This window comes from Embleya scabrispora DSM 41855 (assembly GCF_000372745.1).
GTDB lineage: Bacteria > Actinomycetota > Actinomycetes > Streptomycetales > Streptomycetaceae > Embleya > Embleya scabrispora.
Genome location: NZ_KB889741.1, coordinates 213,161 through 232,608 on the forward strand (window position 1 = coordinate 213,161; position 19,448 = coordinate 232,608).

Here is a 19,448-nt window from a genome sequence, read left to right on the forward strand (position 1 = left end):
CGGGCTGATTGCCGCGGCGGTGCCCCCTCCTACAGCTCGTCGAGCAGCAGTAGCGACGGAGGGCGGTGTGGGTGGGGGTGGTTCAGGCGGAGGAGTTGGTGGAGGGCGCCGGCGGTGCCTGGGAGGAGGCCGGTTGTGGTGTCGGTGGTGGACTTGGTGAGGGGGCCGTAGGTTTCCAGGGCGGTGAGGAGGAGGGCGTTCAGGTGATCGCGGGTGGGGGCGTCGGGGACGTGGGCGCGAAGGTGTTCGGGGGCGCCTTGGAGGAGGGTGTCCAGGAGTTCCCAGGAGCCCAGGTCGCCGTGGCACAGGGTGTAGTCCCAGCCGAAGCCGGTGCGCCAGGTCGCCGCCGCGGCGCGCAGCGCGCGGTCCAGGTGGGTGGGGTCGCCGGTGCGTACGTACAGATCCCATGCGGCCAGGCCGATGCCGGTGCTGCCGTGGCACCAGGAGTCCAGGTACAGGACCTGGTCCGCCTCTCGGCCGTCGAGCCAGGCGCCGGCCTCGGGGCGATACAGATTTTCCTGGAACGTGCGTGCCATTCGGGCGAGTTCGAGCTGCTCGGGGTGGTCGGTGACCAGACCCAGGCGGGTCAGTGCCCAGTCGAAGCCCGCCGCGCCGTGCGCGAACCCGCCGATGCCCTGCGGGAAGAGCGCGGTCGGCCAGCGGGCGGCCCGTCCGTGCTCGGTGTCCTCGACGACCGCGCGTTCGACCAGGAGTGTCCCGGCGGACTGCGCGACCCCGCGCCAACGATCGTCACCGGTCCGCTCGGCCAGTGCCAGCAGCGGGACCACGAGCCCGGCCGCGCCGCCCGCGACGTCGAGGATCGAGTCCTGGGCCAACAGATCCGACGCGCGCTCCGCGTGCCGGATCGCCCGATCCAGGTACGACTGCCGGCCGGAGGTCGCGCCCAGCGCCAGCCAGGTGCGCACCGCCGCACCGATCCCGTCGAACGCGCCGACCCGGATGATGGGTACCGCGTCCTCCATCGCCGCGAGTGCCCGGATCGCGCCGTCGGCGATGCCTTCCAGCTCGACCACCCTGGGTACCCGACCGGTGCGCGACTGGGCCAGATAGGCGTGCAATGCCAGTGCGACACCGGCCTGCCCGCTGTAGAAGTCGGCGGCGAACGGCCGCACGCTGAACCCGCCTTCGGTGTAGACCGGCCCGATCCAGGTGGCCGTGCCGTCGGTGCCCACCACGGCCCGTGCGCACAGGTCCCGAGCCATCCGGGCGGCCAGGTCGCGGCGGCGTTCGTCCAGCCGGCCGGTCCGGACCGGCAGGTCCCGGCGTCGATTCGCCTCCGGCATCGCGCTGCGATCGCGATAGACGCCCAGCAGCGAGGAACGGATCATCACCTCCTCGAACTCCGGGTCGCCCGCCCGCCAGCGCTCGACGCTCGCGTCGATCAACCGGACCGGTTCCCCCCACGTGGTGCCGCGCGGCCCGTCCATCCGGCCGTCCTCGGGTCGGACGCCGAAGAACGGGATGTCGCCGTCGAGGAGATCGGCGACCTCGGCACCGACCACCTCGGGTGAGGACGGCGCGCCGTGCAGGGCCTTCGCCTGTCGGGTCAGCACGTCCCGGGCGCGCTCGACGGCCGCGGGTTCGTCGTGCAGGGACGCGGGGTGCCAGAGCATCCGGGCGATCTCGACGTAGACCTGGGTGGGTCGCAGCACCACGCGCAGGTCACAGCCGAGGAAGGCGTCCAGGATCGCACGCAGTCGGCCGGCCCGGTCCAGGCCGTCGAGTCGGCCGCGCAGGTCGCGGTAGCCGCGCACGATGTCGTCCTGATGAGCTATCGGATCCGCGTCCGGGGCGGGCAGGTTGGCCGAACCGGCCACCTCGGCGGGCTCCATCGCCAGGCGGGCCAGGTCGGTGCCGGCGCCGGAGATCACCGGTACCGGGATGCGCGGTTGTTGCTCGGGCAGCGCGCCCACGGCGGACATGTCCACACCCTGGAGCACGAGTTGGGCCAGCCGCATGGGCAGCAGCCCGGTGCGCAGCACGGTCCGGCGGACCGAGGCTGCGGCGGTGTCGAAGGCGTCGCCGAGCCCGCTCGCGCCCACGTTCGGTTCGGGGCTGAACAACGTTTCACAGTCCACCACCCACGGGACGGGGCCCTGGGCGATCACGTTGTCCGAGTGCAGGTCGGTGGCGCCGAGCAGTTGCATCACGCACATCCACTCGCCCAGGCCCTGGTAGAAGCGGGCCTGTTCGCGCGCGTCGGTGCAGTGGCGGTGCTCGATGTGCTCGGCCCAGCCGTAGTCGTCGCCGAGCAGGACCCGCGGGACCCTGATCCGGTCCGCGCGCGGGGTGCCGGCCAGGAGCGCGTCCAAGGTCGTGGCGAGCGCGATGTCCACGGCCAGCGGGCGGGGCTTGTACACCGCGCGGCCGGCTTCGAAGCGGACCAGGGCGACGGTTCGGCCGCCGCGATGCGAGTCGCCGGCGTCCAGAGCGATCTCGACCAGCTCGCCGGGCGGTGTGCCGAGCAGTTCGGTCAGACGCGGTCGGTCGGCGGCCAGGCGGCGGGCCAGGGCGAGCAGCGCCGCGCAGCGATTGCGGATCACCCGGTCCAGGCGCGGCGCGAACGCCGGGTAGTCCACGTCGAGTTCGCGCCAGAAGTGGGCTTCGGCAGCGGCTTCGAGGAATTCGTCCCAGCGCTGCTCACTGGTGTCCCGGGTGAGCCGGCCGGACATCCGTGCGGCGTGCAGTTCGAGCAGGAGCAGCCGGTTGGCCTTGGGGCGGACCGCGCCCAGCAGGGAGCGGTGGGCGGCTCGTTGCAGGATGTCCCGCTCGGCCGTCGAGAGGGGCTTCGGCACCGCGTGCAGCCGGCGTCGGAAGCGGTCCAGGGCCGGCTCGATCAAGGGCTCCAACGCGGCGTCGAATTCGCCTGCGTCGTCGTACGTCACCACCGGGCGGGGCCGGACCGGGATTGCCATGCGCGGATCGCCACCCATCGATGACGGACCCGCCGCCCGGAGCCCGTCGAGACGCGACGGCTGCGAACGGCGGGTCGTTGAGGTACGGATCAACAACAGGCGCGAGTGCGCGACCAGGAGCAGGCGGTGCCGCAGCTGATCGCGGCGACGTCGATCTCGGTGAGGCCCTGTTCGGTTGCGGTTCCGCCGATGTAGAGCGAACCGGCGGGGTTCTCCACGCCGTCGGCCGATTCGGCGCCGGAGCGCCAGGCGTTGACGACGGTGTTCCGAGCGGCATTCGATGCGGTGCGCATGACGATACCTTTCCGCCGATGCCCGTCGTTCCCGGCGGGTACGCCGGGTTCACCGGTCATCGACCCTGGGTTAGGGAAGTGCGGCAGGCTCACGTTAGCGCCGGAAGCCCGGCGGCGACAGACCCTGTCTCGGCATGGCGAAATCGCCGTCCCAGCACGTGATTCGGCCGGCTTGCCCGACGCCGGACGACCAACCGGTGTGGGTGCGTGCGGCGTTCGGGGCGACCCAGGTGTGCGAATTCCGGCCCGGATCCGCACCGGGATTCCGTCCGGCTCTTGTCATTGGTCTAGTCCATTGACAGTCTTGGACATGTCGCCGACGGTCATCGCTCCATGACCGGATCGGCGGTTCCCGTACGGCGTTTCCGCTGCCCTGCGTGGGCCGATGTTGCCCATGGCGTCTTGCACTTCGCAACTCCTACCCCGGAGACACATCCATGCGCCGAGCCAGAACTCACCCATGCCCGCATCCGGTCACCGCGATTCGGTCCGCGAGGTGACCGCCGCCGAGGCCCGCCGGAGGTCGGCCGACCCGGAGCCCCCCGCGGTGCGAGCGACCGCGCCGGGGTCGACTGTGCCGGGACTGCTGGCCGCCCGCGCGCTCGTCGACCCCGACCGGGTCGCCTTCCTGCTGCCGGGAACGCCGGAAAGCCGGCTCACCTTCGCCGAGTGGGATCGTCGATCATCGTCCCTGGCCCGCGAGTTACGCGCGCGCGGGGTGCGCGAAGGAGATCGGATCGGGTTGATCTTCGCCGGTCGCGAATGGGCCGACTATGCCGTCGCCTACTGCGCGGTGCACCGGGCCGGCGCGGTCGCGGTGCCGCTTCCCGAGCGGCTGCCGCCCGCCGCCCTGCACACGATGCTCACCCACTGCGCCGCCACCGCGGTTGTGCACGGCGCCGAAATTCGGCCGGCACCGACGGACGCGTGGAACTCGCCCGCCGCCGAACTCGAGGCCGCCGCGGCCCGAGCCGAGGGCCGTACAGCAAATCCGCACCGCCCGGACCCGCACGGCCCGGACCCGCACGGCTCGGACCCGCACGGCTCGGACCCGCACGGCTCGGACCCGCACCGCCCGAATCAACGCCGACCCGAGCAGCACCGGAATCCGAGCCGGAGCCCGTCCGGCCTGCCCGCGTCGCGTCCCGACGACCTCGCCCAGATCCTGTACACCTCCGGCACCACCGGCACGCCCAAGGGCGTCGCCGCCACCCACGCCAACCTCACCCATGGCTTCGAACCGACGCCCAGACACCGCCAGTTGGCCCACTCGCGACACTTCCTGCACGCGTTCCCGATCGGCACCAACGCGGGCCAGACGATGTTGCTGAACGCGCTGACCGCCGAGCCGACGGCACTGTGCGCACCGACGTTCGACGCCGAGGAGTTCTGTGCGCTGATCGCCGCCTACCGGGTCGGGACCGTGTTCACGGTCCCGGCGATGGCCACCGAGTTGGTGAACTCGCGTGCCTGGACCCGGCACGACGTGAGCACGGTGCAACTGTTCGGCTCCACCGCCGCCGCATTGCCGCCGGCCACCGCGCTCGCGCTGACCGAGGCATTTCCGGACGCGACCATCGTCAACTCCTACACCTCCACCGAGGCGGCGCCCGCGCAGACCACCATGGTTTTCGACGCCGACCGGCCCACCTCGGTGGGCCGCGGCACCGGCCGGGACGACCTGCGTATCGTCGGTGCGGACGGCGAACCCGTGCCCACCGGCGAGGTCGGCGAGATCTGGCTGCGCCCACCCACCGCGTCGCGTACCTACTACCGCGACGCCCGGGCCGACGCCGAGGTGTTCACCGGCGGTTGGGTGCGGATGGGCGACATCGGTCGCCTGGACGCCGACGGCTACCTGTACCTGATCGACCGGGAAAGCGACCTGATCAAGTCCGGCGCGACGCGGATCTCCACCCTCGCGGTGGAGGCCGCGCTGTACGAACACCCCGCCGTCGCCGACGCATCCGTGTTCGGGTTGCCGCACCCGGTGATGGGCACGATGGTCGCCGCCGCGCTGGTGCTGCGGGCCGAGGTGTCGGCCGAGGACCTGCGGGTGTTCCTGGGCGAGCGGTTGGCCCGGCACGAGATCCCGACCCGACTCCTGCGCGTGGACTCCCTCCCCCGGAATCCGGCGGGCAAGGTGGTCAAGGAACAGTTGCGCTCCCGGCTGGCCGAAAGCGACACCCCGAGCACGAGCGTGCCCCGGACCGCGACCGAGGTGGCGGTGAGCGGTCTGTGGGACGAGGTGCTCGGCTCGTGCGGCGCGGGCCCGGACGACAACTTCTTCGCCTTGGGCGGGGACTCGTTCAAGGCCACCCGACTCGCCGCCGCCGTCGAGCGCCTTTTCGCCCTGGACGTGCCCTCCTCGCTCGCCTTCGACCGGCCGGAACTGGCCGCGCAGGCCGCATGGATCGACGCCGCCCGAGCCGATCCCCGGCCCGTCCGCCCGGGCACTTCGCAACCGTCGGCCGAACTCGCGCCGATGCCGCTCAGCTCGCAGCAGGAGAACTTCTTCGTCTGGATGCACGCCACCGAGGAGACCCGCGACGTCGGCCCGGTGAGCGTGGGCATTCGCATCACCGACACCTTCGACCCGGACACGTTGACCGCCGCCCTGGCCGAGATCGTCCGCCGACACGAGGCGCTGCGTACCGTCTTTCGCTACGTCGACGGCGCGCCGGAGGCACTCGTACGACCCGAACTGCGACCCGAGGTGCGGCGGGTGCGCGCCGAAGGCGGTACACCGGCCGAGCGCGAGCGGTTCGCCCACGAACACGCCCGCATCGAACGCGAACAGGACTGGGATCTGGCCCGCGGTCCGCTCGTGCGCGCCCTGCTGATCGAACTCGACGCCGAAGACCACGTATTGATCATCGCCGTACACCACATGGTGTTCGACGGATGGTCGATGGGCGTACTGCTGCGTGAACTGGCGCTGATCTACTCGGCGTTTCGCACCGGACGGCCCAGTCCGCTGACGCCGCCCATGCCGACCTGCGCGGAACACCTGCGCTGGGCCCGCGCCCAATGGCCGCGCACCCGGCCCTTCTGGGAGGAGTCCCTGGCCGGCGCACCCGCCGCGATCGACCCCTTTCCCGGCCGGGACGTCACCGATCGGCTGCACAGCGCATCGGTACGGTTCACCCTGGACGCGGACCTGGTCGGCCGACTGCGCACGAGCGCGCGCGAGCAGGGCGCGACCGCGTTCATGCTGGCCACCGCATGCTGGACGAGCGTGTTGGCCAGGACGGCCGGCACCCGCGACATCGTGGTGATGTCACCGGTACCGGGCCGTTCGCGACCGGGCAGCGAGAACCTGATCGGCTGCCTGGTGCAATCCCTGCTGATCCGGATCGACCTGCGCGGCGACCCCTCGTTCGGCGAACTGCTGGCCCGGGTGCGCAGCGCCGCGTTGGCCGCCAACGAGCACCAGTCCTACCCGTTCGCCGAGTTCTACCCGCGCTTTCCGGACGCGGCCTGGATTCGCTACGAGAGCTGGTCCAACCGGGCGCACTTTCTCGGTCTGGTCTCCGAACCCTTCGACCTGCCACGCGAGTTGGACGCCGAATGGTCCACTCCCGGCGGCCGTCCCGATCTGGGTGTGCCGGAACTTGCCCTCGCCGAACAACCGGACGGCACCATCGCCGGCTGGCTGCTGTACAACGAGCGCGCATTCGCCCCCTCCGTCGTCGAGGGCCTGGCCCAGGCATTCGTCGACGCCTGGGCGCTCGCGCTCGACCAGCCCCAAGCGCCGGTGTTCGGGGACGTCGACGCGCTTGTGCACCCACCGACCGCCACCGAGAAGGGCTGACGATGCGCAAGTCCCAGCCGGTATCCCTGCCGCCGGAACCCCACCACCGCGCCGCGGTGACCCCCGTGCAACACGGAATCCGGTTCACCGAACTCGCCGGCCACACCGGCACCGCCCACCACATGCCGCTTGCCATCCGCTTCACCGGCGACCTCGACCCGGGCGCCCTGGCCGACGCCTGCGACGCGCTCGTGGCCCGGCACCCGGTCCTGGGCAGCGCGTTGCGCGAAGCCGACGGCGAACTGTGGCTGGTCCCAGCCGACACCATGCCCCGACTCGTGACCGAAGAGCTCGCCGCGACGGCACCCGAACGGCGCGCGGATGCCATCGCGGAGCTGATCCGGCGCGAGACGCTGCGCCCGTTCGACCCCGCCACCGGCCCACCCGCGCGCTTCACCCTGCTCGACGCGGGCCCCGGACACCGGGTGCTGCTGGTCGTCGTCCACCATCTGGCCTTCGACGGCACCTCCAAGGACATCCTGGTCCGGGAACTGGGCGCGCTCTACACGGCGTTCGACACCGGCACCAAGCCGGCACCGCCGGATGCGCCGGACCACGAGGAAGGTGCCGAAGCCGAGCGCATCGCGCGTGAGGCGGCGGATTTCACCCGTCGAGTCACGCTCGCCAAGGAGCGCTTCGCCGCCGAGGCCCTGGACCCGCCGCCGGTGTTGTTGCCCGGCCGAGGTCGCGCCGAGACGCACGGCGGCCCCGGCGAGTCGGTGCCGATACCCGTCGACCACAACCTGCGGCGCGATCTGGCCGGCACCGCCGCGCTGTTGGGGATCAGCTCGTTCGCGCTGCTCCTCGGCGCGCTGCACGTGCTGCTGTGGCGCTACGGCAACGAACACCCCACGGTGGCCGTCGGCCTGGGCACCCGCACGCCGCACACCCGCGACCGGATCGGCCCGTACGTCAACGAACTGCCGGTCCACACCCACCCGTCGCCGAAGACGCCGTTCGGCGCCTTCGGGCAGGCGCTGCGCGCGGACCTGCGCGAGTTGTACCGGGTGCGTGACGTGCCGCTGAGCCGGGCGGTGGCCGGTCTCACGCCGCGCCTGGCGCCGGCACCGGTGTCGATGAGCTATCGCCGGCGCACCGAGGTACCCGAGTTCGCGGGTGTGCCCGCTTCCATCGACTGGACCATGTTCAACCACGCCGTGCGCGGCGACCTGCACCTGCAATGCCTGGACGACCCCGACCGGCTCGCGCTGCACCTGCACTTCGCCACCGACGCCCTCGATCGGGGCACGGCCGAGGCCATCGCGGGCCACTACAGCACCCTGCTGCGCGCGATCGTCGCGGCCCCGGACACCGCGCTGTCCCGGCTCGCGGTGCTGACCGATCGCGAGCGGGCCACGATTCTGCTCGACTGGAACGACACCACCAGGGCCGGAGACCCCGCGACGCTGCCGGAACTGTTCGCCGCGCAGGTCGCCCGTACCCCGAACGCACCGGCGGTGCACTGCGGTGCGGAACGACTGAGCTACGCCCACCTGGACGCGGCCGTGGAGGCGGTCGCCGAGCGGCTGCGCGCCGCCGGCGTCGGGTCGGGCGACCTGGTGGCGGTCTGCGTGCGGCGCACCGCCGCGCTGCCGACGGCCCTGCTGGGCATCCTGCGGTCCGGCGCCGGCTACCTGCCCCTGGATCCCGAATACCCGCCGGCGCGGCTGGCGTCCGTACTCGGCGACTGCGCCGCGACCGTGCTGTTGACCGAGCGCGATCTGCTCGGCCGATTCCCCGCACACGTTGCCGACGCGCTGCTGATCGACGAGATCGGCACCACGACCGCCGGGACGGCGCGACGGTGGACGCCTCCGATGCCCGGCGCTCTCGCCTACGTGCTGGCGACCTCCGGCTCCACCGGCAGGCCCAAGGGCGTGGAGATCGAACACGGTGCGCTGAGCAACCTGCTCGCCTCGATGCGGGACACGCTGGAAAGCGACCAGGACGCGGTGTGGCTCGGACTGACCTCGGCCTCGTTCGACATCTCCGCCGTGGAGTTGTACCTGCCGCTGATCACCGGAGGACTGCTGGTCCTCGCCCAGGACGGTGAAGTCCGCGACGGGCGGGCGCTACTGCGGCTGATCCGGGACGAACACGTCTCGCATGTGCAGGCCACGCCGTCCGGGTGGCGGATGCTGCTCGACGCGGGCTTCGCGGAGCCCGCCGTGGTCGCGGTCACCGGTGGCGAAGCACTCCCGGTCCCACTGGCCCGCGAACTGCGCGGGCGGACGGCGCGGTTGGTCAACGCCTATGGGCCGACCGAAACCACGGTGTGGTCCGGTACGGCGGAGATCGGCCCGGACGACGACGAGGTGACCATCGGTCGCCCGATCGCCAACACCCGGATGTACATCCTGGACGCCGAGGCCGTACCGGTCCCGATCGGCGTCGAGGGGGACCTGTACATCGCCGGCAGCGGTCTGGCTCGCGGCTACCGAAACCTGCCCGGCGTCACCGCCGACCGGTTCGGGCCGGACCCGTTCGGACCGCCCGGCGCCCGGATGTATCGCACCGGCGACCGCGCCCGCTACCGCGCGGACGGCCGGATCGAGTACCTGGGGCGAGTCGACCACCAGGTGAAGATCCTCGGCCACCGGATCGAACCGGGGGAGATCGAAGCCGCGTTGCTGGAGCACCCGGACATCGCGACGGCGGCCGTGGTGGCCAGGCAGGACGGGGCCGACGGCCCGCACTTGGTGGCCTACCTGGTACCGCGCGCGGGCGCCGCCCCGAGTCCGGCCGAACTGCGGGTACACCTGGCCGCGACGCTGCCCCGCGCACTGGTGCCGAGCGCCTTCGTCGCGTTGGAGCGCCTGCCGCTGACGCCCAACGGCAAACTGGACCGGGCCGCGTTGCCCGCGCCACCACGAGTGCGGGTGGCCGACCCGGCTCCGGATCCGGCCGGCCGGCCGACAGACGACCCCGGCCCGGTCGCCGAGATCACCGCCATCTGGCGCGAGGTGCTCGGCTTGGACGACATCCGTCCCGACGAGGACCTGTTCGACCTCGGCGGCCACTCGCTCACCGTCACCCGGATCGGCGCGCGCATCCGCAAGCGCCTGGGCGTGGACGTACCGCTGCACGTCTTCTTCGAATCCCCGACCATCACCGGACTCACCAGCGCGGTCTCCGCGATGCGAAGCGAACGGCGGCCATGAACACCCCATCCCGAAACCATGACCCGCACCGGCACGGACCGGCGGAGCAGCCCACGAACCGGCCCGAACGCCCGCTGCGCACACCGCTGTCGGCGGGCCAGGAACGACTTTGGCTGCTGGATCGGCTCAACCCCGGCGACGCCGCCTTCAACATGTTCCAGGTCCATCGACTGCGCGGACCGTTGCACGCCGACGCACTGGAGCGAGCGCTGGCCGAACTGGTCGCACGGCACGACAGCCTGCGTGCGGCTTTCCCGGACGAAGACGGCGTGCCCGCCCAGGTGATCGGCCCGTCCGGCGACTTCGTCCTGGAACGGGTGGTCGTCGACGGCGTGCCGGGCGAACGCGAATGGCACGCCCGCGAACTGGTCGCCGAACGCACCAACCGCCCCTTCGACGTGGCCCGGGGACCCCTGGTGCGGGCGAGTCTGCTGCGCCTGGACGAGCACGGACACGATCACGTGCTCTGCCTGGTTCTGCACCACATCGTCGCCGACGGTTGGTCGATGAACGTCCTGGACGGCGAACTCGCGGCCGTCTACGCCGCCTTCACGGCCGGTCGGCCCTCGCCGCTGGAACCGCTGCCGCTGAGCTACGTCGACTACGTGCGGCGCCAACGCGAACTCGTCGACTCGCCCGAATTCGACGAACGACTGACCTACTGGACCCGGCAACTCACCGGAGCGCCACCCCTGGATCTGCCCGCCGACCGTCCGCGCGTCGGCGGCGCGCACGCCGGGCGCGGCGGCACCGTCACCCACCACCTGTCCGCCGACCTTCGCACGGGCATCGAGCAGCTCGCCCGCCGCGAACGAGTCACCCTCTACATGACCCTGCTCGCCGCCTACCAGACCCTGCTCGCGCGCTACTGCGACCAGGAGGACGTGTGCGTGGGCTCGCCGCTGGCGGGCCGGGACGAGGAGGAGTACGAAGGGCTGGTCGGCTACTTCCTCAACACGCTGGTCCTGCGCGGGAGCACTGCGGGGGATCCGTCGTTCCGGGCCTTCCTGGCCCGCACCCGGACGGTGACAATCCAGGCGTTCGAGCACCAGGACGTGCCGTTCGAACGACTCCTCGGCGCCCTGCACGTGGACCGCGATCCGGACGACCCGCCGGTGTTCCGGACCATGCTGACCCTGCGCCCGCCCGCCGGCCCCGGACTGCGGCTCGGCGAGGTGACCGCGGAGGTCTTCGAATCCGGGTTCCGGCAGGCCAAGTTCGACCTGGCCCTGGAGGTGTGGCCGGAAGGCGACGAGTTGGTGGTGGAGTTCGTCTACGACACCGAACGGTTCGTCCCCGAGACCGTCGCGCGTCTCGCGCGCTGCTTCGAGACGTTGCTCCGGGGCGCCGTGGCCGAACCCGACACGCCGCTGTCCCGGTTGCCGCTGCTGCCACCGGCCGAGCGGGCCCGGGTCTCGGCCGCCGCTGCCGGCCCGCCCCCGGGCGACTGCCCGGACCCGATCCTGGCCTTCGAGGTACAGGTGCTGCGCACCCCGCGGGCCGATGCCGTCGAGTGCGGTGACAGCCGGATCGGTTACGCCGACCTGGACGCCCGGGCGAACCGGCTGGCCCGGGAACTGCGGCGCGGCGGCACCGGCCCGGACTCGGTGATCGCGGTGTGCGCCGAACGCTCGATCGAGACGATCGTCGCGCTGCTCGCCGTGCTGAAGGCGGGCGGTGCCTACCTTTCGGTGGATCCCGCGCTGCCGGCCGAGCGCATCGCCTACATGCTGGCCGACAGCGCGGCCGAACGCGTCCTGTGCCGAGCCGAGTTCGCGCACCGGTTCGCCGACGTCGCACCTCCGGTGCTGCTGTTGGACGGGGACGGGGACGGGGACGGGGGCGTCGAGGGCGACGAGGCGCAGGAGCAACCGCTCGCCTCCGTTGCCGGTCCCGAACATCTCGCCTACCTCGTCTACACCTCCGGCTCCACCGGCCGCCCCAAGGGCACCTTGATCACCCGCGAGGCGCTGGCCGCCCGGGTGGCCTGGATGCGCGAGCGCTACCGGACCGCCCCCACCGACCGGGTCCTGCAATTCGCCTCGTTCGGCTTCGATACGCACGTCGAGGAGGTGTATCCGACACTGCTGGACGGAGCGACCCTGGTGCTGGCACCCGCGGACGGTCTACTGCCGGACTTCTTCGCCACCGACGCCGGTCGCACGCTGACCGTGCTCGACCTGCCCACGTCCTACTGGCACGAACTGGTCGCGCAGACCCCGGGCCTGCCGTGGCCGAAGGCGCTGCGGCTGTTGATCATCGGCGGCGATCAGGCCGACGTCGCCTCGACGCGGCGCTGGCGCGAGGTCTTCGGCGAACGGGTCGACCTGGTCAACACGTACGGTCCCACCGAGACCGCGGTGATCGCCACGTCGGCCACCTTGGCCGGCCCCCGTGCCGAACTGTGGGACGGCACGCGGCCACCGATCGGGCGCCCGTTGGCCGGTACCCGCGTGCACGTACTGGACCGGCATCTCGAACCGGTGCCGCCCGGCGTGCCGGGCGAGTTGTGCATCGGCGGTATCGGACCGGCCCGGGGCTACCTGGGTCATCCGGGCCTGACCGGGGTGCACTTCGTGCCCGACCCGTATGGCCCACCCGGCTCCCGGCTCTACCGCACCGGCGACCGCGCTCGGCAGCGCCCGGACGGGCAACTGGAGTTTCTCGGACGCACCGACCACCAGGTCAAGTTGCGCGGCTACCGGATCGAGCCCGGCGAGATCGAGGCGGCCCTGGTCGCGCAACCGGACATCGCCCAGGCGGCGGTGCTGGTGCGGGAGGAACAGGGCGATCGACGACTGGTCGCCTATCTGGTGCCCGGTGCCGAGGCGGCCGAGCCGCCGGAGCCGACGGCGGTGCGGGCCGCGCTGGCCCGAGCGCTGCCCGCGTACCTGCTGCCCGCCGCGTTCGTGGTGCTGGAGCGCCTGCCGCTGACGGCGAACGGCAAGCTCGACCGGGCCGCGCTGCCCGCGCCCGAACAACGCACCACGCCGGCGGCCTCGTTCGTGGCTCCGCGCGGCAGCGCCGAGGAACTGGTCGCGGAGACCTTCGCCGACGTGCTCGGCCTGGAACGGGTCGGCGCGCTCGACGACTTCTTCGCGCTCGGTGGCCATTCGCTGTTGGCCACCCGGGTGGTGGCCCGGATCGGCACGGCGATCGAACTGACCGTGCCCATCCGTGCCCTGTTCACCGATCCCACGGTGGCCGGTCTGGCCGCATCGATCGAGGAACTGCTGCTGGCCGAACTCGACACGCTCTCCGAAGCGGACGCCGAACGACTGGTGCTGGAGCAGGCCGAGACAGGAGACCCACGATGACGCCGACCCCGGCGCCGCCGAGTCGTCCCGGCGAACTCTCCGCTGCCAAGCGCACCCTGCTGGAACAGCGGCTGCGCAGGTCCACGACGACCGCCCCCGCATCGATCCCCCGCCTGCCGGATGGGGCGCGAGTACCGCTGTCCTCAGCGCAGATCCCGCTTTGGTTCATGGAGAACCTGACACCGGGAACCGCCGCGTACACCATCCCGATCGCCCTGCGACTGCGCGGACGGCTCGACGAGGACGCGCTGGAACGGGCGTTGAACGCGCTGCTGTCCCGGCACGACAGTCTGCGCACCACGTTCGGCACCAGCGCGGACGGCGGCCCGGTGGCCACCGTGCATCCGCCGATGCCGATCACCGTGGCCCGACACTCGCCTGCCGAGGACCTCGACGCCGAGGCCCGGGAACGCTGGGCGAGCGCGCTGGTGGGTGCGGAGTTCGCCCGCCCGTTCCACCTGGAGATACCGCCGCTGATGCGCGCCGCGTTGGTGCGGTTGGACCGGGAGGACACCGTGCTGGTGGTGGTCCTGCACCACCTGGTCGGCGACGGCTGGTCGGTTCACCTGCTGGTCAACGAACTGATGTCCGACTACGACGCGTTCACGGCCGGCCTGGAATCGCCCGTGCCGGAACCGACGGTGCGGTACGGCGACTACGCGGCCTGGCAGCAGCAGCGGCTGGCCGGTCCCGAAGGCGAACGGGCCGCCCGCTACTGGCGGGATCGATTGGCCGGTCTGGGCACGCTCGCGCTGCCCACCGACCGACCCCGGCCGGCCCGGCAGACGTTCGGCGGTGACGCGCACGGCTTCACGCTGGACGCGGAATTGGCGTCGGGGATCAGTGAACTGGGTCGCGCACACGGCGCCACGTCGTACATGACCCTGCTCGCGGCCTGGCAGGCGGTGTTGTCCCGGCACGGCGGCCAGGACGATTTCGCGGTCGGCTCCCCGATCGCCGGGCGTCCGCATCCGGACCTGGAACCGATGATCGGCATGTTCGTCAACATGCTGGCCATGCGGGCCCCGCTGGCGGGGGATCCCACCTTCGCCGAACTCCTGGGCCGGGTTCGGGAGAGCTGCCTGGACGCCTACGCACACCAGGACCTGCCGTTCGATCAGGTGGTCCGGGACCAGAACGTGACCCGCGACGTCAGCCGCACGCCGCTGTTCCAGGTCACCTTCGCGCTGCAGAACTACGAGCGCGGCGAGCGCGGCTTCACCGGACTGGGCCACGACTGGTTCAGCGGCGACTCCCGGGTGACCCGGTTCGACCTGAGCCTGTTCGTGTTCGAGGCCGGGACGGGGATGAACGGCCTGCTCACCTACAACACCGACCTGTTCGACGCGAGCACGGTGGCCCGGCTCGCCGGGCACCTGACCACACTGCTGCGGGCGGTGGTCGCCGACCCGCATACGCCGTTGTCCCGGATCGACCTGCTCGAACCGCAGGAGCGGGCCCGACTCGTCACGGGCTGGAACGATACCGCTCGGCCGATGCCCGAACACCGCACGCTGACCGCCGCGATCGAGGCCCAAGTGGCTTCGGATCCGCGCGCGCCGGCGGTGACCCACGAGGGGCGCACGCTCGACTACGGCGAACTCGACGCGCGCGCCGACCGGCTCGCCCGATACCTGCGCGGGCGCGGCGTCGGCCCGGAGACACCGGTCGCGCTGTGCCTGGAGCAGTCGCTCGACCTCGCGGTGGCGGTCCTGGCCGTGCTCAAGGCGGGCGGGGCGTATCTCCCGCTCGATCCCGAACAACCGGTCGAACGGCTCGCGTTCATGCTCGCCGACGCGGATGTGCGGGTGCTGGTGACGGATACCGCGCTGCGCGAGCGCACGGCGGGTCACACCGGCACGTTCATCCTGCTCGACCGCGAACGGGCCGCGATCGACGCCTGCGACCAGGTCCCGGACCAGGAGTCGGATCCGGGCCGCTCGCCCGATGCGGCCGAGTCGGGAAACCTGGCCTATGTGATCTACACGTCCGGCTCCACCGGCCGACCCAAGGGCGTCGCGGTGCAACACCGCGAGGCGCTGGCCTATCTGGACGGTGTACGCGAACGGTTCGAGGTGGTGCCCGGATCGGTCCATGGCCTGGCCCAGTCGTTGTCCTTCGACTTCGCGATCACCGCGCTGTACCTGGCCTGGACCACCGGTGGCGAACTGCACCTGATTCCCGCGCGGTTGTCCGGTGCGGAATTCGCCGACCACCTGAATCGGCACCCGGTCGACTACCTGAAGATGACGCCGTCCCATCTGGCCGGGCTGGCGGCCGAGGCCGGTGCCGAACGACTGCTGCCCAGGCGGCTGTTGATTCTCGGCGGCGAGGGCTCCTCATGGGAGTGGGCGCGCGACCTGGCCGCGCTCGGCAGGTGTGCGGTGGTCAACCACTACGGGCCGACCGAGACCACGGTGGGGGTGACCACCTACCGGGTCCGACCGCAGGACGTGCCGGTCTCCACGGTGACGCCGATCGGCCGACCGCTGCCGAACGCGCGGGTGTACCTGCTGGACGCACACCTGCAACCGGTACCGATCGGGGTCACCGGGGAGATCCACATCGGAGGCGAGCGGCTGGCGCGCGGCTACCTGGGGCAGCCAGGGGCAACCGCGGACCGGTTCGTGCCCGACCCGTTCGGGCCGCCGGGCGCTCGGCTGTACCGCACCGGCGACCTGGGTCGATATCTGCCCGGCGGCGACGTGGAGTTCCTCGGACGCAGCGACCAGCAGGTCAAGATTCGCGGCTATCGGGTCGAACCCGCCGAGATAGAGAAGGCGTTGCGCGCGCAACCCGCGGTCGGGCAGGTCGTCGTGGACGCGCGGGGGCCGGCGGGGGCGCAGCGGCTGATCGCCTATCTGGTGCCGGCCGAGGAGCATCCGGGCGAGCCGCCGGCCGGCGCCGACCTGCGCCGGGAGCTGCTGGTCCGGCTGCCCGAGTACATGGTGCCGTCCCGGTTCGTCTGGCTCGACCGACTGCCGCTGAAGGCGCACGGCAAGGTGGATCGGGCGCTGCTGCCGGAACCGGACGCCGGGGTTGGGGCGGACTGCGGCGAGCGGGTGGCTCCGGCCGGCGCGACCGAGGAGGCCCTGGTCGAGATCTGGTGCGCGGTGCTCGACCTTGCCCCGGTCGGCGTCACCGACGACTTCTTCGAGCTGGGCGGGCATTCGCTGCTCGCGATGCAGGTGTTGGCCCGGCTGCGCAAGGTGTTGCCGCCCGGCAGCCGGCAGGTGAGCCTGTTGGAGTTGTTCAAGCACCGCACCGTGCGCGAACTCGCCGCACTGATCGACCGACCGGCCGGCGAGGACGAACCACGTTCGCTCCTGCACGAGTTGACCCGACCGGTACCGGCCGGCCGGCAGGTGCTCTCGCTGGTGTGTGTGCCCTACGGCGGCGGGAGCGCGGTGGTGTACCAGCCGCTGGCGGATGCGCTGCCGGCCGGACACTCGCTGTACTCGGTGGCGATCCCCGGCCACGACCTGTCCATGCCGGAGGCGCCCAGGCCGATCGAAGAGGTCGCCCGGGAGTGCGCCGACGAAATTTTGGCCCGGGTCGAGGGGCCGTTGGCGCTGTACGGGCACTGTGGGGTGGGCAGCGCGCTGACCGCGCAGATCGCGCACCTCCTGGAGGAGTCGGGGCGCCGGTTGGAGGCGGTGTACCTCGGTGCGATCTTCCCGTTCGCCCGACCCGAGGGCGGCATGCTCGGCGCGCTGTCGCGATTCGCCGGACTGGAGCGGTTGCGCGGGGACCGGGTGCATCTGAACTGGCTGACCTCCATGGGCGCCGACCTCGGCGACCTGGACGAGGAGCAGGTCACCTTCATCATCCGCAACATGCGCAAGGACGGGCGGACCTCGGAGGAGTACTTCACCCGGCGGATGGCCGAGGGCATGCGGCCGTTGGCCGCGCCGGTGATCTCGGTGATCGGCGAGCGCGACCCGAGCACCGAGTTCTACCAGGAGCGATACCGGGAGTGGCACTTCATGGCCGACGCCACGGCGTTGGTGGTGATCGACGAGGCGGGCCACTACTTCCTGCGCTATCGGGCGGACGAGTTGGCCGAGATCGTCACCGCGACGCACGAGGCGATGGCTCGTGAGCGGACCGAGCCGCTGACCCGGACGGCGCGCGGTCAGGACGCGGGATGGTGGTTGGAGGGGGTCTCGGGCGGCACCGGCACCGACGCGGGCGCCGGTGTCGCCGGGGTCGGATCGGCGACTGTCGATGCCGAGCCGGCCCGGACACCGGCCGTGCGGCCGAGCATGGGTCGGTTCATGGCGGTGGCCCTCGGGCAGCTCGCCTCGATCACCGGGTCGGCGCTGACCGAGTTCGCCATCCCGATCTGGATCTATCTGCGCACCGATTCGCTCACCCAATTCGCGCTGTTCTCGGTGCTGGCGCTGGTGCCGGGGATCGTGGTGGCGCCGTTGGCGGGCGCGGTGGTGGACCGCAACAGCCGCCGGACGGTGATGTTGGCCGCGGACTGCGCGGCGGGAGCCGTGCAGGTAGTGATGGCGGTGCTGCTGTGGAGCGGCCATCTGGGCGTGGGCGCGGTATACGGGCTCCTGGTGGTGTTGTCGGTGACCGCCACCTTCCAACGCCTCGCCTACAACTCGGCGGTGCCGCAACTGGTGCCCAAACGCTACCTCGGGCACGCCAACGGCATCGTGCAAACGAGCACGGGGCTGGCGCAGTTGGTGGTGCCGCTGATCGCGGTGGCGCTGTTGGCGAGCATCGGACTCGGCGGGATTCTGCTGATCGACATCACCACGTTCGTGATCGCGGTGACCGTCGTCGCATTCGTGCCGTTCCCCGACACGATGGCGCAGACCCGGCGGGAAAGCTTGGCCAAGGAGATCGCCAACGGCGTGCGCTACTCGATGGGGCACCCCGGATTCCGCACCATGCTGCTCTACTTCGCGCTGTTGAACGTCTTCCTGGCGCCGATGTTGGTGTTGATGACACCGCTGGTCCTGTCCTTCGGATCGGTGCACACCGCGGGCGCGGTCGGTGTGGCGGCGGGGGCGGGTGCGCTGCTCGGCGGCCTGGCGATGGGGGTGTGGGGAGGCCCGCGGCATCACCGGATGCGCGGCATCCTGCTGGCCACCGTGCTGATCGCGGTCTTCGCTTTCGTCGCCGGTCTGCGGCCCTCGCCGGTGCCGGTCGGCATCGGCTTCTTCGGGGTGTTCTTCGGACTGTCCCTGCTCAACGGCATCTACGCGACGATCATCCAGGTCAAGGTTCCGCAGCGGTTCCACGGCCGGGTGATCGCGCTGAACACGATGGTGGCCTGGTCCACGCTCCCGTTGGGCTTCGGGGTGATCGCGCCGCTCGCGGTGCACTTGCTCGAACCGCTGTTCAGCCCGGGTGGCGCGCTGGCGTCCAGCGTCGGGCGAGTGATCGGCGTCGGCGACGGTCGCGGCACGGGCTTCCTGTATCTGCTGTGCGCGTCGGCGATGATCGTGCTCGCACTCGCCTCGTTCCGGCATCGGGTGATCGCCGGGTTCGACGACGAGGTCCCCGACGCGATGCCGGACGATCTGATCGGCATCGAGGAACGCCGCAAAAAGCGGGCGGACGCTGCGACGACGCCGCAGCCGCCACTCGCCCGGAAACTACCCGAACCCGAACCCGAATCCGAGCTGGAGAAGGTATGACCACGAACGACGAGCCCGAACGCCCCTGCCGAGTGGTGATCAACGACGAGCACCAGTACTCGATCTGGGCCACCGACCGCGACATCCCGGCCGGCTGGCGCGCGGAAGGCTTCACCGGCACCCGCCCGGCCTGCCTCTCCCACATCGACAAGGTCTGGACCGACATGCGCCCACGCAGCACACGCGAAGCGATGAACGGCTGACGAGGCGTCGCCGGTGAGCCCGATCGGGGCTCACCGGCGATGTCGGCGCAATCGGCCCAACAGG

General features: G+C 71.6%; 7 protein-coding genes. 5 read left to right on the forward strand and 2 right to left on the reverse strand.

Annotated features, from left to right (window positions below; translation table 11 throughout):
* Positions 1-29 precede the first annotated feature (29 nt).
* Both A3IC_RS0150405 and A3IC_RS0150410 read right to left on the reverse strand, forming a co-directional pair.
* Positions 30-2,936 carry a type 2 lanthipeptide synthetase LanM family protein gene (locus A3IC_RS0150405; protein ID WP_020557655.1) on the reverse strand — a complete coding sequence of 969 codons (2,907 nt, stop codon included), beginning with the start codon at positions 2,934-2,936 and terminating at the stop codon, positions 30-32.
* Positions 2,937-3,025: 89 nt separating this feature from the next.
* Complete coding sequence (locus tag A3IC_RS0150410; RefSeq protein ID WP_020557656.1) at positions 3,026-3,229, reverse strand: DUF6229 family protein; 204 nt, start codon at positions 3,227-3,229, stop codon at positions 3,026-3,028.
* Between the two features lie 460 nt (positions 3,230-3,689).
* On the opposite strand from A3IC_RS0150410, the gene A3IC_RS64040 reads away from it, so the two are divergent.
* Genes A3IC_RS64040 through A3IC_RS0150435 form a run of 5 tightly spaced genes read left to right on the forward strand, consistent with a single transcriptional unit; the run spans position 3,690 to position 19,384 of the window.
* Positions 3,690-7,043: an AMP-binding protein gene (locus A3IC_RS64040; protein ID WP_020557657.1), complete on the forward strand. Its 3,354-nt coding sequence runs from the start codon at positions 3,690-3,692 to the stop codon at positions 7,041-7,043.
* A 2-nt stretch (positions 7,044-7,045) separates the two neighbouring features.
* Positions 7,046-10,204, forward strand: coding sequence for a non-ribosomal peptide synthetase (locus tag A3IC_RS0150420; RefSeq protein ID WP_020557658.1), 3,159 nt, complete (start codon positions 7,046-7,048; stop codon positions 10,202-10,204).
* Positions 10,201-13,521, forward strand: a complete 3,321-nt coding sequence (locus tag A3IC_RS0150425; protein ID WP_020557659.1) for a non-ribosomal peptide synthetase — start codon at positions 10,201-10,203, stop codon at positions 13,519-13,521. Before A3IC_RS0150420 ends, A3IC_RS0150425 begins: the two co-directional genes overlap by 4 nt.
* Positions 13,518-19,181, forward strand: coding sequence for a non-ribosomal peptide synthetase/MFS transporter (locus A3IC_RS0150430; RefSeq protein ID WP_020557660.1), 5,664 nt, complete (start codon positions 13,518-13,520; stop codon positions 19,179-19,181). The genes A3IC_RS0150425 and A3IC_RS0150430 overlap by 4 nt, the downstream gene beginning before the upstream one ends.
* Positions 19,178-19,384, forward strand: coding sequence for an MbtH family protein (locus A3IC_RS0150435; protein WP_020557661.1), 207 nt, complete (start codon positions 19,178-19,180; stop codon positions 19,382-19,384). Before A3IC_RS0150430 ends, A3IC_RS0150435 begins: the two co-directional genes overlap by 4 nt.
* The last annotated feature ends 64 nt before the right edge of the window (positions 19,385-19,448 follow it).